Origin of the sequence: Nocardioides sp. YIM B13467, from assembly GCF_042788075.1 — a bacterium.
Lineage (GTDB): Bacteria > Actinomycetota > Actinomycetes > Propionibacteriales > Nocardioidaceae > Nocardioides.
The window spans coordinates 1-15,058 of sequence record NZ_JBHZPJ010000030.1; the positions used below are offsets into that span (position 1 = coordinate 1).

Consider the following 15,058-nt stretch of genomic DNA (forward strand, 5'->3'; position numbering starts at 1 on the left):
TCGTGAAGAGCCGCGGCGTGAGCGACCAGGCCGCGCTCGACCTCGGCCACCCGGGTCTCGTCGGCAGGGTCGACGAGCTCCACCGCGGGATCGCCGGACTTCAGCACGCCGAGCGCCGCGTCGGCGTCGCCCACCCGCAGCGCCTCGGCGAGGGCGCCGATCGCGCCACCGAAGCGGTGGGTGATGCGGAGGGCGGCGACGGCGTCGGGCGAGCGCACCGCGAGTCCGGCGACGAGGTCGGAGAGCACCGCCCCGGCCTCGACGCTCGCGAGCTGGTCGGGGTCGCCGACGAGGATCAGCCGCGCCTCGGGACGTACGGCCTCGAGCAGCCGGGCCATCATCGTCAGCGAGACCATGCTCGTCTCGTCGACGACGATCACGTCGTGCGGCAGCCGGTTGGTGCGGTGGTGCTTGAACCGGGTCGACGAGCCGGGTCGCCAGCCGAGCAGCCGGTGGAGCGTCGACGCGGTGAGACCTGCGAGACGGCCGCGGTCGGCGGCGGTGAACTGCGACGCCCGCTGGGCACCCTCGACAGCCTCCTGCAGCCGCGCGGCGGCCTTGCCCGTCGGGGCGGTCAGCGCGACCCGCAACGGGGTCGACGACTGCTCGGTGAGCAGCGCCAGCAGCCCGGCCACGGTCGTCGTCTTGCCGGTGCCGGGACCGCCGGTGAGCACCGTCGTCGACTGCCGGGCGGCGGCGAGCGCGGCGGCACGTTGCTCGGCGTAGCCCTCGCCCGGGAAGAGCCGGGCCGCGGTCGCCTCGAGCAGGACCTCGTCGGCCACGGGGCGCGGCGAGGCCAGCCGGACGAGCAGGTCGTCGCGTACCTGTCCCTCTTCGCGGTGATAGCGGTCCAGGTAGAGCAGGCCGTCCTCGACCTGCACCAGGGACTGCGCCGCCAGCGGGCTGTCGGCGACCGCCTCCAGCCAGCCGGCAGCAGCCGGCCACGGCAGCGTCTCCTCGGTCTCCCGCAGCGCGGCCAGGTCGACGCAGACCGATCCGTGCCGGACCGCGCGGACCGCCAGCGCCACCGCCAGTCGCACCTCGTCGCGCTCCTCTCCGGCGAGCGCGGCGGCTCGGGTGGCGACGTGGACGTCGGCCGCGGTCAGCACGCCCTCGCGGTTGAACGACGCGAGCAGGCCGGTGGCTGACCGGGCCAGGCGTGCGTCGAAGGGGTCCTCGGACTCCCAGCGCTCGATCATGAGGCCCCTCCATCCGGAAGAGTTCCGTCCAGCAGGTCGGACAGCGCGACCGCGAGGGACGCGGGCGGCTGCCAGGTGAAGACGCCGGTCGGGATGCCGTCGACGACGGGGGTGTCCGGGCCGAGCATCCCGCGCACGTAGAGATAGAGCACGCCGCCGAGATGCTTGTCGGGGTCGTATCCGGGCAGGCGCCAGCGCAGGAATCGGTGCACCACCGCGGAGTAGAGCAGCGCCTGCAGCGGGTAGTGGGAGTGCAGCATCGCCTCGGCGAGCTTCGGCTGGGTGTAGTCCATCGCCTCCACGCCCAGGAAGTTGGTCTTGTAGTCGACCACCACGAACCGGCCGCTCGGCAGCCGCAGCACCACGTCCACAGAGCCGGTCAGGTAGCCCCGCAGCGACTGGTCCCCCAGCGGCGGAGCCTCCAACCGGTCGGCGTACGTCACCATCGGGTCGTCCGCCGGAAGGTGAGCGCGCAGGAGCGGCGCGAGGTCACGGAGGCGTACGTCGGGAGCCCCTGGCCCGCGAGCGTCGCCGCCACCGAGCGGGATCTCGAAGTCGAGCTCGCGCAGCCGGTCGCGCAGCGGGATCTCGGCCAGCGTCAGCCCGTCTGCCAGAGGGCCGAGCGGGGTCAGGTTGAGCGGCAGGATCCCGGTCGCGAGGTCCTCGGCCGAAGCCGGAACCGGCCACCAGCGCAGCTGCTCGCGGGTCCTGGTCAGCACCTCTTCGCCCAGGTCAGGGGCATCCGGGTCGGTGTGCTCCAGGACCGCGTGGACCAGCGACCCGAAGCCGGCGCCCTTGGGCAGCTCGGCCATCGGCGAGAGGTGCTCCTCCTCCGCGGGAGTCTCGACGAGATCGACGTCCTCGGCGATGGGCTCGTCGTCCTTCCCCTCGACCTCCGGCTCCGAGGTCGCCGCGACGCCCTCGTCGACCCGGATGAGCCCCGAGTAGGAGGTACGCCGCCACTCCGCGTCCACCTCCTGGGTGAACGGCCGCGCGGCGAGCATGCCGGGCGGCGCTTCTCGCACCGTCGGCGCTGCCGTGACCGGCACCGCTTCCTCGGCCGCCGGACCGCCGTGGCGCGCGACATTGCTCAGCAGACTTGCCGCGTCCTCGTCGCTCGGCACAGCGATGTTGTCAGGAACCGTCGCTTGGCCAGGACCTCGCCCGAATAGCAGCCGGTGGAGTCCGCCGGTGGCCGTGTTGGCCGTCGGCGCCCACCATGCGACGACCTGTGACTGCGCCCGGGTCAGCGCGACGTACAGATCTCGAAGCTCCTCCCCCAGCTCCTCGGCCTGGTGTCTGGCCAGATGCTGGGCCCACTGCGCGCCGGTCCGGGTGACGTCGATCGTCCGCTGCCCCGAGGCGTCGTGGAACCGGGCGACCTCGGGGTCGCGCACGAAGAAGTCGTAGGCGAAGGGCAGGTAGACGATCGGATACTGCAGCCCCTTGGACCCGTGCACCGTGACGATCTGCACCGCCGCGGCGTCCGAGTCGAGCCGCCGCGGCCGCTCGGCGGCGGCAGAACGCCGCCGCTCGTCACGGAACCAGGCGAGCAGCGCAGGCAGTCCGAGCGAGTCGCGCACCGAGATGTCGTGGAGCAGCTGCCCCAGATGACGTACGTCGGTGAGCAGCCGGTCCCCGTCGGTGCGCCGCAGCACGCGCGCGGTGAGCCCGCGCTCCTCCGCCGCTTCGATCAGGGCGGCGACGCCTCGGCCGCGCAGCAGCAGCGCCCAGCCGCGCAGCGTGTCGGCGATGCGCGAGGTCAGCGCCTCGCCGCCCGCGTCGAGCTCGGTCGCGGTGTAACCGAAGAACACGCTCAGCCCGGCCGCCCGCACCAACGGCGTCCGGTGGGGTGAGTCGAGCGCCTGCAGCAGCGCGAGCCAGTCCTCGCCGGCGGGAGTCAGGAAGACGTCACCGCCACCGGCCATCACCGCCGGGATGCCGTGCTCCTGCAGCACGCGTTGGACGAGCAGCCCGTGGGAGCGCACCGCGACGATGACCGCGACGTCCCCTGCCTGGACCGGGGCATCGCACCACGTCGCCCCGGAGCCGAGCAGCTCGGCGATGTCTCCGGCGAGGTCGCGGGCGATGTGGGCGCGCGCGTCGCCGGCGGTGATCATCTTGCCGCGGGTGAGCTTGAACCCGCGGCGGGCGACCCGGCGGATCCGGAACGGCGACGGATGAGGGGCACCGGCCAGCCGGGAGCCGGCGTGATGGGCCTTCACGTCGTGGACGACGATGTCCGGGGAGCCCAACGCCGCGCCTCGCAGGACCACCTGGAGCCGCTCGACCAGCGGGGCGTCGCTGCGCCAGTTGGTGTCGAGCGTCGCCTGCGTCTCGGCCGCTCGGGCGGCGGTCAGGTAGGTGAAGACGTCACCGCCACGGAAGGCGTAGATCGCCTGCTTCGGGTCACCGATGAGCACGAGCGTGGCGTGGCCCTCGAAGGCCCGGGAGACCACCTGCCACTGCACCGGGTCGGTGTCCTGGAACTCGTCGACCAGGACGATCCGCCACCGCTGTCGCATCCGCGCCCGGGCTGGTGCCGACGGATCCTCGAGCGCGACAGCGAGGCGGGAGAGCAGGTCGTCGTAGGACAGGACGCCTCGCATCTGCTTGCGCCGGTCGACCTCGTCCCGGACCGCCTCGGCGAACCGCACCCGTGCGCCCGCGACCGGGTCCTCGGCCGGTGCCGGCGCCAGCACCGACTGCGGGTCCTCGACCGCGGTGCGCGCCAGTCCCAGCGCGTCGTCGCGGTCGAACGGCGGTCGCTCCCGAGCCTCCCCGAACCACTTCAGGTAGAGGTCGTCGACGACCTCCACGACCAGCTCGTCGAGCGACTCGACCAGCTCGGCACCGGCGTCGGTGTCACCCGCCACCCCCAGCGAGCGCAGCACGAGCTGGCAGAACTGGTGGGTCGTCGCGATCGTGGCCCCGTCGAAGGAGGCGAGCGCGTCGCGCACGCGCTCGTGGCGTACCCGGATCTCGTCGTCTGACACGTCCAGCAGCAGCTCGAGGTGGGCGTCGAGCGGGGTCGGACGCTGCCCGGCGACGGCGGCCGCGAAGGCTCGCTCGGTCTCGACCAGATGGGAGCGCACCCGGTCGCGCAGCTCCTGGGAGGCGGCGCGGCCGAAGGTGATCGCCAGGATCTCGTCCAGGGTCGCCTCGCCCTCGACGACGTAGCGGGTGACCAGGGCGCCGATGGTGAAGGTCTTCCCGGTGCCGGCCGAGGCCTCGATCAGGGTGGTGCCGGTCGGGAGGGGACCGGTCAGGTTGAATCCGTCCATCACCAGCTCCCCTGCTCGGCGGTGAGCAACGGCGACCAGACCCGCATCGCGAGCGCGCCGAAGCGGGTCGTCTCCCCGTCGAACTCCTCGCCGGCCTCCGGCGGGTCACCCAGACCAGGGATCCCGGATCCCTTGCCCCAGGCCCTCACCTGCTCCACATCGGACTCCTCGCCCTCGAACCGTCCGTCGTTCCACTCCCAGCCGGCCTTGTAGAGCGCGTCGTCGATCCCTGCCTGGGTCCGCCGCTGGCGCGCGTAGGTGAGCGAGGTCTTCAGCGGCAGTGGCAGCGGTGCGGCGAGCCCCCGATCGCGCAATCGCACCAGGTCACGCAGCACATCGACCGCGGTGTGGTCGAGCGGTCCGAGCTGGGAGAGCCCGAACGGCGTACGCGACCGGGAGTTGCCCGGACGACCCAGCGTCCACGCGCTCCAGGCCCGGTCCTCGTCGGAGGCGGCCAGCGCGACCAGCTGCACCCACGACTCGATCCGCTGCCTGGCGCCCAGGCGCGAGTACGTCACCGGAGCCAGCCGGTCACCGTAGACCTGTGGGACGGTGCCGGTCAGGCGGCGTCCGTCACCGAGGTCGACCTCGACGTCGACGGCCCGCGCCTGCCCGGTGGAGATGCCCGCCTGCCGCACCCGCAGCGCCTCGGCCGCGATCGGCTTCGCCTTGGTGATCACGTCGGTGAGGATGCGCCAGCCGAGCCACTTCGGAGGCAGTACGCCGCGGCGCCACTCCTGCTGGACCGCCTGCTCCTCCGACATCCCGGCGAGCAGGTCGTGGAGGAGCCGGTCGCCCACCGACCACTGCCCCAGCCCGTCGAGCTCGACCGGCAGACCGTCGGAGAGCGGGTCGTCATCACGCGGCAGCGCGAGGTCCAGCCGGTCACGGAAGAAGGCGCGCACGGGCGCGCGGTAGAAGGCCAGCAGCTCCTCGAGCGTCAGGTCGCCGGCTGCGGCAGGCGCCAGCGGGCCGGGCAGGAACTCCGGCGGCTCGACGCGGTCGGACACCGCGGCGCGAGCACCGGCCTCGGCGGCCTTGTCGAAGGAGAAGGAGTGTCCGGCGACCAGCGCCCCGGGCGTCAGGTTGCGCGGGTCGAACGGCTGCAGCGGGTGCCTGGTCGTCACGACCTCCTTGACCGGCCTGCCGTCCGCGGAGACGGCGGTCGCGTCCAGCGTGTCCAGCAGCTCCCCCAGCGGCACCGCGGGTGGCCGTGGCTGGCCCGAGTATTCGTTGGCGCCCGTGTAGGTCACCACCAGGGTCTCGGTCGCCGCCAGCAGCGCGTCGAGGAACAGCTGCCGGTCCTCGCTGCGCAGGTCGCGCTCCCCGGTCTGCGGGTCGCGGGCCAGCAGGTCGTCGCCATCGGTGATCCCGACCCTCGGGAACACCCCGTCGTCCATGCCGAGCAGGCAGACGACGCGATGGGGCACCGACCGCATCGGCACCAGCGTGGAGACGGTCAAAGTGCCGGTGCGGAAGTTGGCACGCGTCGCCCGCCCGGCCAGTCGCGCCCCCAACAGCGCCCGCACGTCGGGCAGTCGCAGCTCGTCGACCTCCTGCCCAGCGGCGGCGTCCCGCACCCGGGACAGCTCCCGTGTCACCTGGCCCGATTGCCATTCGTCGTTGGTCGAGACCGACGTCAGCGCGGCGACGCCCTCCTCGATCACCTTCAGCCAGTGCCTCAGCGGGTGCACCCCGGCCAGCTCGTCGGTCACGTCTTGCAGTCGATCGACGAGCTCGGCGAACTTCCCGGCCAGCTCGACCGACCCGCTGCCGACATCGTCGAGAGGCAGGGTCGTATCCAGCCAGGTCGCCGAGTCCTCGGACATCGCGACCCCGGTGAGGATCCGGTCCATCCCGAAGCGCCAGGTGTTGGCGACGTACGTCTCCAGCCCGAAGGGCTCGCGGTGCTCCGCGTCGAAGCCCCACCTGATCCCGGCGTCCTTGGCCCAGTCCTCGAGCTGCTCCAGGGCGTCGTCGTTGAGCCCGAACCGGCGCCGCACCGGATCGAGATGAGCGAGATCGAGTACGTCGCTCACCCCCGCTCGCCCGCCGGCGAGGTCGAGCAGCCTGGTGGCCACGTCCAGAAGCGGGTTCGTACGCGTCAACGACCGGTCCGCCAGCTTCACTCGCAGCCGGTGAGCGGGGTGTCCGGTCTCGCCGGTCATCTCTCCCAGCCCGAACCCGGCCTCGATCAACGGCGCGAAGGTCTCGATGTCGGGGCACATCACCAGGACGTCCCGCGGCTCCAGCGTCGGATCGTCCTCGAGCAGCCCCAGCAGCACCTCGCGCAGCACCTCCACCTGCCGCGCCTCGCCGTGGCAGGCATGCACCTGGATCGAGCGGTCCCCGGGCTCGAGAACCCGTCCGCCGCTCTCGCCAACTGTGTTGCCCCGAATGTCCTCCTGCAACCACGAGAGCAGCACCCCGTTGGTTGAGCCGCCGGAGCCGCTCGGCGAAGGCGTGTCGAAACCAACCCAGTCGCTCTCAGAAGCGAGCCCCGCGAGCCCCCGCTGCAGCTCTCGCGTATCCCGCCCCAGCGTCGCCAGCAACGGATGCCCGACCTCGTCGTGCGACCGGTCCGCCGTACGCGCAACCGTTCCGTCCAGCCCGGCGAGCGCCTCCCACAGGGCCTCGGAGGGATGCGGCAGCCACAGGTGCACTTCCCGGTGTTCCCCCAGCGCCGCGACGAGCTCGATGTCGGTCGCCGAGAGCCGGGTGTGCCCGAACAACGAGACCCGCTCCGGCAGCTCGAACGCCCGCGGCTTCTCCCTCAACCGCGCGACCGTCGCAGCCTGCCGCTCCACCGGCGTCGGCCCACCGACCAGCCCTGCAACAGCCCGCCACAACGGCGGCTGCCACGCCAGATCCTCGGCGATCTTCGCCCCGAGCCCGTCCGTGTCCAGCCCCGCACTCCAGTCGGCGACCACCGCCGGCCGCTGGTCCGCGTACGCAGCGAACAACCGCGCCAGCCGCCGGGCCAGCGCCAGCCGCCGCCCCCGCCGACGTACGCCTTCCTCCGTCGTATCCCCGTGCCCCAGGTGCTGCGCAAGCGGCCTGGCCCAGGGCTCATCCAGCGACGCGTCGATCGCCGCCAGCACCGGCCAGGTCAGCGACTCCGGCGCCCAGGGATCCTCATCCCCCGTACCCTCGATCTCGGCGAACAGCGACCAAGGCGTGCGGAAGTCGACCCCCGCACAGATCCCATCGGACCGCCCATCCGCTGCCCCGAGCCGGTGCGAGAGCCGCTGCGACAACCACCGCTCCACCCCCCGCGCCGGCACCACCACGACCTCCGTCGCGAACGGATCCCCCGACGGCACCGACAACAGCTCACCGAGCGAGTCGGCGAGCAGATCGGTCCGCGGCGCGCGGTGCAGATGTACGACCACAGACCGCAACCTATCGGGACGCACCGACACAGATACGGACCCGTCAGGTCACCAGTACTTGACGCAAGGCCTGAACGTCGGTGACCACGAGTCCGACGACGAGGCGCTCGGGTAGATCACCATCGAGACCACCGCCGACTGGCACAGCTTGATCCGTCTCTCGTCCCCCTGGAGATTCCTGGTGAACGCCGCAGGGTTATGGGTGATGGATCCCTTGTTCGCGTAGCGGATGGTCGTGTCCGTGTTCTTCTGGTCGTAGGCCGAGCTTCGGCCATAGGTCGCCGAACGATGCGCCCGCTCCTCTTGGCCACACGTCGGGCTGGCCCCGACGCTCACCCCCCAGGGAAATCCCACCGAGACCGAAAGGTTGCCGTTGCAGGAGTGGTCGCTCCATCGCTGGGTCACGCTGAGCTTGGCGATGCTCCGTCTGGGCTTCTTGGACGTGCACGGCCCAGCGTAGGTGTAGACACGCACACGCGGCTTGGTCACCTTTCGATTGACGTAGACCACTAGCGTGGAGATTCCGTAGGTCGCCGCAACCTTCCGCTGGAACAGCATCGTGCCCGACAGGGTCACTCGGACACATCGATTCGCGACTGTCTTGGACTGGCTCGTGGTGAAGCTTCGGGAGTAGGTCGTCGCCGCCTCAGCCGACTGTGCTCCGATCATCGGGGCCGCGACCGCCACGAGTGCGAGGATCAATCCGGCCGCGAAGATCACCACCCGACGATGCCGGCTTGTCTCCATGATTGCGTCGAATGATCTCACGGTCATGTGCGGGTCCTTCGGTCGAAGATGGCTTCACATCGGCCGGCGACCGACGCGGCGCCACGGTATTGACCCTCGGACCTATCCCGGACCCGTACCTTTCCCGTAGTTCCGAGGATGCAGATACCCGATATCGTCACCCGAGCCTGAAAACCCTCGCCCCAGAGAACCAGTCCCCCGTCTCTGTGGACTACCTCGATCAGCCCTCGAACTTGAACGACGGCATCACCTGGTTGATGAACTCGTCAGCTTCGTCGCGAGTGACCCACTCAGGGTTGAACGACCATGCAACCACGACCTCCGAGTCGCCTACCACCGTGCCGTAATGGTCGAACCCTCTCAGTGGCATTCGTCCCGCAGAGGTGGAAGAAGGTGCTGCCGCCACACTTCACGTCAGGGAGGAGACGCTTCCCATCCGGGTACGCCGTCTCAACGCGTGATAGCGCCGCCTCTGCGAGTTCGTCCACATCGGAAGCCAGGGTGACATCGGCGTTGAAGACTTCCACACCAGTCGGATGGTCGTCATCTGGCGCACTGAGTACGTAACTCGAGTCCTCGAACTCGACCTCCCACCCCGCCGGAGCTGTGAGCGTGGCGCCGTGTATCTCCCCTAGTTGCGATGCTGCGGACGACTCGGTCCCGGTCGCAGACTCAGCGGGTGTCGGCGACGAGGTTGTTCCACTCGGTTCATCGCCGGAGCCGCCGCATGCACCTACAGCGATGGCGACGACAACAGATAGAACGATTCCGACGAAGCGGCGGGCAGCGGGCTCGAACCGAGATGAGGTCACACTTCGAGGCCGCAATCAGCCCTCGAACTTGAAGGTAGACATGACCTGGTTGATCATCTCGTCCACCTGCTCGCGGCTGGCAAAGTCGTTGATGAAGGTCCACGCCACACTTGCCTCGGAGTCCCCGATGACTGCGCCGTACTCGTCATACGAGTTGACGTCGTCCTCGCTGCGCAGGTGGTAGAAGGTGACTCCGGCGTACTTGACATCCGGGAGACGCTTGGCATCCGGTTGGGAGCCTTTGAGGACCTTGAGTGCAGAAACTGCAAGCTCCTCTGTGTCCGCGGCAAGGGTCATGTTCGCATCGAGAATCCCCCGGCCAGGCGAGTACCCATCGGCATCCTTGGGCGCCCCAACCACGGGATTCCCGTCCTCCATCACGACGGTCCAACCAGCCGGAGCAGAGAGCTGAGCCCCGTCGACTTCGGCTGTCACGGGCTCGGAGCCGGGCGTGGTCTCAGACTCAGAAGGTGCGGGCGCAGCTGGGGTAGACGCCGTCTCGGGTTCGTTCGGGTCGTCCGTTCCGCCACCACACGAGCAGAGCACGAGTCCGGTCACGACCGACACGGCAGTCAGGGCGAGGCGTCGGGACAGATGAGTCCGAGATCCAGTCATGTCGGAGAGGATAGTGGCTCCGTCACAGTAGTCATTGACCGTGACGATCAGCGGGAAGGTGTCTAGACTTTGCCCACCGCTTGCACACACTCGGGGGAGGCCGACATGGCAGGACCAAAATCCACTGGGGTCGACGAGGCCATGGTCAACAGGATCAAGGGCGTCCTCATGGAGTCAAAAGACGAGCTCTACAAGGTTCACGTCGACAAGCCGTCAGCCTCGTCGTTGGGAGGCAGTGACACTGCGAGTCGGCTTGAGAAGCTTATGAACCGAGCGACCGACCGGATCAACTCGACTCTCTCAGAGACCAACGAGGCTCTCGTCAACTTCGTCGATGGCCTCGATGCCGCTGTGCGCGCGGTCAAAGACGCTGACGCAGATTCAGCCGCGGCGCTTAAGAAACTGGACACGGCAGCCGACCTGATCAGCAAGCCGTTCTTCGAAAACTTGACCAAGGACGACCGCCTGAATCTGCCTGATCTGCCTTTGCCGTTCTTCCCGATATCTGGCGAGACGCTTGAAGAGATCGCGTCTCGCTCCGAGTACGGCCAGAACCGGGAGGGCTGACCGATGTCTGCAGTCAAGGGCGGGATGATGGCCGTGCTCAAGGAGTACGTCGCCAAGGCGGATCCCGACGAGGTCGAGACTCGCCTGAGGGACTGGGATCAGGCCAGGAGGGTATTGCGGCGCGTGTCGCAATCCCTCGACCTCGCAGCCAACAACGTGCCCAAGGCGTTCGAGGAAACATCTCGGACCACTGAAGCTGCCAAGAAGGCGTTCGCCGACTCTGCCGAGAAGCTAAGTCACAAAGCTGACCAACTGGACGCGGCGATCAAAGCACTGAGCGCAGCACAATCGACGACCCGCATCGCCAAGCAGAAGCACGCCCAACTCGAGGCATCCCTCCCCGCCAATCACGGCCCTGCACCCGACCCCTCGGATGCAAAGTACGCGCAGACCGGCACCGGAATCGACTCTGTCCAGGCGGCCCAGAATCAGAAGGCACTCCAAGAAGACCGCGCCGCTCACGCTGCCCGCGAGCAGGCAATCGCCGACGCCGAGGCGGCGGCTGCCCAGCAGATCCAGGTGGTCGACAACGACAACTACACCGCTGAGCCCCCGGTCCGCGAGATCACCGACGATCCCAACGCGGAGCGCGGTAGCGCCCCGACCGCCCCGTCCTCTCCTGGCTCCTACAGCCAGATCGCAGCCTCCAAGGCACGGATGGAGAAATACAACTCCGGCACCCTCTACCCCGACGGCTGGGGCCACGAGCTGATCGCTCAGGAGAAGGCGAATATCGCGGGCTACGAGGCAGAGAACAAGCCCGAGTGGAACGGCACCCAGTGGATCAACGCGGACGGCACACCCGCGCCCTCGACGTCGTACGCGATGGTCGAGACGGCTGACGGCCTCGCGCCGATGGGCGGCGGAAGCGGCGGCATGGCCGCGCTGGCGATCGCTGGTGGCGGGGCCCTGCTCAGTGCTGGTGTGGCGAAGGCGCTTGCCAACAAGTTCGCGTCCGGGGCGGCGGCGAAGGCAGCGACACCCAGCGCCACGTCGAGGTCTGGAGCCGCCAGGGCCGGCGCTGCCGGTGCCCGCGCGGGTGCCGGGGCTGGCGCTGGTGCACGCGGAGCCGGCGCACGTGGCGCGGGCGCAGGAGCAGGTGCCCGCGGCGCTGGTGGGCGTGGCGCCCGAGGAGGTCCGACGGGAGCGGGCAGCCGTGGCGGACGCGGTGGAGCCGGCGGGGCCGGCGGCCGTGGCGGCAAGAAGGACGAGAAGAGGAACGGCCAGGACCAGGACTGGCAGGCCGACTACAGCGACGACTGGACCGAGACTGCGAGCGACGTCCTGGATCCCAACGCGGCCCGCGGCTGGACTCCGAACCCTCCCCAGGGTGACGACGCCGACAAGAACGGTCGCAAGCCCTCGTAGGAACAGCGCTCGCTGAATCGCCGGCCTCTTCCACGGCCCACAGCCGTGGAAGAGGCCGGCGGTTCGCATTGTCCGGGTGGCAGCGGCCCCAGCCTGGTTGGATGGTCGCGATGACCACGCTGAGGACGGATTGGCTCTCGATCGAGGGCGCCGAGGACCCGACCGACGGGCCGCTGCCGTTGCTCCACGGGGTGCCACGGCCGGGGTTCGAACCCGGTGCCGCGCCCTATCCGGACATGGCGGCCAACCTCGAGTACGGCCGGCCGAGCACGCTGTTGCCGTACACGGCCCAGGACTCCTACACGCGCAGCCGCGACATGCGCGACCTGCCGAGCCTGGTGCTGGAGAACGAGCGGCTCACGGCCACGTTCCTGCCCGGCTATGGCGGGCGGCTGTGGTCGCTGGTGCACCGGCCGTCGGGCCGCGAGCTGCTGCACCGCAACCCCATCCTGCAGCCCGCCAACCTGGCGCTGCGCGACGCCTGGCTGGCCGGCGGGGTGGAGTGGAACCTCGGGGCCACCGGGCACTGGCCACTCACCTGCTCCCCGCTGCACGCCGTGAGCCTGACCGCGCCGGACGGCACACCGGTCCTGCGGATGTACGAGCTGGAGCGGATGCGGCGGGTCGTGGTCACGATCGACGCCTGGTTGCCCGCCGGTTCGGCGGTGCTGCTGGTGCACGTCTCGCTCCACAACCCGGCACCGACCCCGACACCGGTCTACTGGTGGACGAACATCGCGGTGCCCCAGGGCCCGGACGTACGTGTCGTCGCGCCGGCCGAGCGGGCCTTCCACTTCGACTACGCCGAGCAGCTGAGGCTGATCGACTTTCCGCACACGGCGGGCGGCGACCAGAGCTATCCGGCGAGGTTCCCGCAGGCGGCCGACTTCTTCATGGACGTCCCGAGCGACGAGCGCCGCTGGATCGCCGCGCTCGACGGCGATGGTCGCGGGCTCGTCCAGACATCCACCGACCGACTCGTCGGCCGCAAGCTCTTCCAGTGGGGCACCGGTGCGGGCGGGGAGCGGTGGCAGGAGTGGCTGTCAGGGCCGGACGCTGACTACATCGAGATCCAGGCCGGTCTGGCACGTACGCAGCTCGAGCACCTCGCGCTGCCCGGCGGCGAGACCTGGGAGTGGGCCGAGGCGTTCGGCCTGCTCGAGGTCGACCCCGAGCAGGTGCACGGCTCATGGGACTCGGCTCGGGCGGCCGCGAACGAGGCGGTCGAGATACTCGTCCCACGGGCCGAGCTGGAAGAGGCGCTCGGCGAGGCAGGACGCTTCGCACCGCCCGCAGACCTGCTCGCCCACGGGTCCGGGTGGGGCGCGCTCGAGGTCGCGGCTGGCGCTGTGCCGGCGGACCCGCTGCGTCCGTTCGGGGCCTGCGGCGAAGATCAGCAGCCCTGGCTCGATCTGCTGCAGCGCGGCCGGCTGCCGATCAGCGACCCACCCGCGGCTCCGATCCTCGGTGCGCACTGGCGCGAGCTGCTGGAGGCCTCGGCCGACGACTGGCACGCGTGGTACCACCTCGGCCTGCTCCTGCTGGCCGACGACGACCGCCGCGGAGCGCGCGAAGTCTTGGAGCAGTCGGTCGCCGACCATCCCAACCCCTGGGCCCTGCTCGCCCTCGCGCACCTCGCCGAACCGGCGGACCCGCCTGCTGCGGACCTCCTGCTCGACGCCCACCGACTCCGTCCCGACCTGCGCGAGCTCACCATCGAGCTCCTCCAGGCGCTGATCGCCTCCGGCCGCCCCGCGAAGGCGCTCGAAGTGGTCGCCGCCCTTGCCGACGCGGACCGTGAGCATGGTCGGATCCGACTGTGCACCGCGCAAGCGGCGCTCGCCCTGAGCGACCTCGACCGGGTTCGCAGACTTCTCGACGAGGGCATCGTGGTCGACAACCTCCGCGAGGGCGAGGCGGCCTTGGACACCCTCTGGCTCGCCGTTCATCCCGGCGAGCCGGTGCCGACCGCGTACGACTTCCGGATGACCTCCGACTGACGACCGTCAGGCGACGTTCAGGCGACCTTGTTCATCTCGCCGGTGTGCTCGATGTCCTCGTCGAGCTGGTGGCGAGCATCGGGGTGGCCGTGGAAGCGGTGGTAGGAGTAGCCCAGGATGACGAGGGCGATGATGCACGACCCCAACAGCGTGACCCCGGTCCAGTCGCCGCCGAGGAGCCAGAAGGAGGCCTCGAGAGGCCACCAGTGGGGCGCAGGCGGGTTGATCAGGAAGATGACGCCGACAGCACCGATGGAGAGCGCCCCGAGGGTCGAGGCCACGATGCGCGGCCAGGTCTCGACCCCCTCGGCAGCCCCGCGAAGGGCGCGGAGGCGGACCGGCTCGACGTAGCGGCGAGCCCAGGCGTACTGGCGAGAGAGCACAGCCAGCCCACCGAAGAGCATCAACAGCCCTGGACCCGGCAACACCATCGCGGCGATACCGGCGACCACGAGCAGCCACCCAACGGTCTCGTAGGCGAGCCGCTTCGCTGCAGCTCCTGCGAGGGACTTCATGCCAATAGCCTGCCATTCCGGGACAACCCCGAGAACAACTAGGGGAATCTTACGACCGCTCATGCGGCCAGGTCGTACTTGACGCCCTCGGGGCTCGGGAAGGTCAACCAGAGCACTGCGAGGACGATGTCACCGATCACAGGTACGACCAGGATCAGCTGCCACCACCCGGAGCGGTTGATGTCGTGCAGCCGCCGCGCACCGAGCGCGATGGTCGGCACGAACGCCACCAGCCCGTAGAGACCGATCACGAGGCTCACCACCTCGTCTCGCGCCAGTACGAGGACGATGAGCATCAGAAGGTTCACGAGCATCGGCCAGAGCAGCTCGGTGCGGCTGGCGCGACCCGAGAATGTCGCGTACTTCTTCCAGAACCGCGCGTACGCCTCGGTGATCGAGGCCGCACGAAGCGGCTGGCTCAAGGGGATCGTCACGGGCAGGAACCTTAGGTGGGGGACATCGGCTACGTAAATGTCTGGCCGGGCATCTGTTCCAGATACGAACAAAGTTCATCTCGCCGTAGGAAACGGACGCATACGGAAACAACGGGGGCGGGGTG

General features: G+C 69.8%; 10 protein-coding genes. 3 read left to right on the forward strand and 7 right to left on the reverse strand.

The window, feature by feature from the left end:
• From ACFX43_RS06550 to ACFX43_RS06570, 5 genes are all read right to left on the reverse strand, one after another.
• A partial coding sequence (locus ACFX43_RS06550; protein WP_378818478.1) for an AAA family ATPase occupies positions 1-1,199 on the reverse strand: 1,199 nt, incomplete at its 3' end.
• Complete coding sequence (locus ACFX43_RS06555; RefSeq protein ID WP_378818480.1) at positions 1,196-4,483, reverse strand: UvrD-helicase domain-containing protein; 3,288 nt, start codon at positions 4,481-4,483, stop codon at positions 1,196-1,198. The genes ACFX43_RS06555 and ACFX43_RS06550, both read right to left, overlap by 4 nt.
• On the reverse strand, positions 4,483-7,875 hold the full coding sequence (gene recC, locus ACFX43_RS06560; protein ID WP_378818483.1) for an exodeoxyribonuclease V subunit gamma: 3,393 nt from the start codon (positions 7,873-7,875) through the stop codon (positions 4,483-4,485). Before recC ends, ACFX43_RS06555 begins: the two co-directional genes overlap by 1 nt.
• 48 nt (positions 7,876-7,923) lie before the next feature.
• Entirely contained in the window at positions 7,924-8,649 is a 726-nt protein-coding gene (locus ACFX43_RS06565) for a hypothetical protein (protein WP_378818486.1), read from the reverse strand.
• 800 nt (positions 8,650-9,449) lie between these two features.
• Entirely contained in the window at positions 9,450-9,992 is a 543-nt protein-coding gene (locus tag ACFX43_RS06570) for a hypothetical protein (RefSeq protein ID WP_378818488.1), read from the reverse strand.
• 162 nt (positions 9,993-10,154) lie between these two features.
• Here ACFX43_RS06570 and ACFX43_RS06575 point away from each other — a divergent pair, with 162 nt between their 5' ends.
• The 3 genes from ACFX43_RS06575 (at position 10,155) to ACFX43_RS06585 (ending at position 13,984) form a co-directional block, all read left to right on the forward strand.
• Positions 10,155-10,616: a hypothetical protein gene (locus ACFX43_RS06575; RefSeq protein WP_378818490.1), complete on the forward strand. Its 462-nt coding sequence runs from the start codon at positions 10,155-10,157 to the stop codon at positions 10,614-10,616.
• Between the two features lie 3 nt (positions 10,617-10,619).
• A complete protein-coding gene (locus ACFX43_RS06580) occupies positions 10,620-11,984 on the forward strand; it encodes a hypothetical protein (RefSeq protein WP_378818493.1) in 1,365 nt (454 codons plus the stop codon).
• Positions 11,985-12,094: 110 nt separating this feature from the next.
• Positions 12,095-13,984 (forward strand): DUF5107 domain-containing protein, encoded by a 1,890-nt coding sequence (locus tag ACFX43_RS06585; RefSeq protein ID WP_378818496.1) that lies wholly within the window; start codon positions 12,095-12,097, stop codon positions 13,982-13,984.
• A gap of 17 nt (positions 13,985-14,001) precedes the next feature.
• Here the strand turns inward: ACFX43_RS06585 and ACFX43_RS06590 are convergent, their stop codons facing one another.
• Positions 14,002-14,499, reverse strand: coding sequence for a PGPGW domain-containing protein (locus ACFX43_RS06590; protein ID WP_378818499.1), 498 nt, complete (start codon positions 14,497-14,499; stop codon positions 14,002-14,004).
• A 59-nt stretch (positions 14,500-14,558) separates the two neighbouring features.
• Positions 14,559-14,933, reverse strand: coding sequence for a DUF805 domain-containing protein (locus ACFX43_RS06595; RefSeq protein WP_160026448.1), 375 nt, complete (start codon positions 14,931-14,933; stop codon positions 14,559-14,561).
• Positions 14,934-15,058 lie beyond the last annotated feature (125 nt).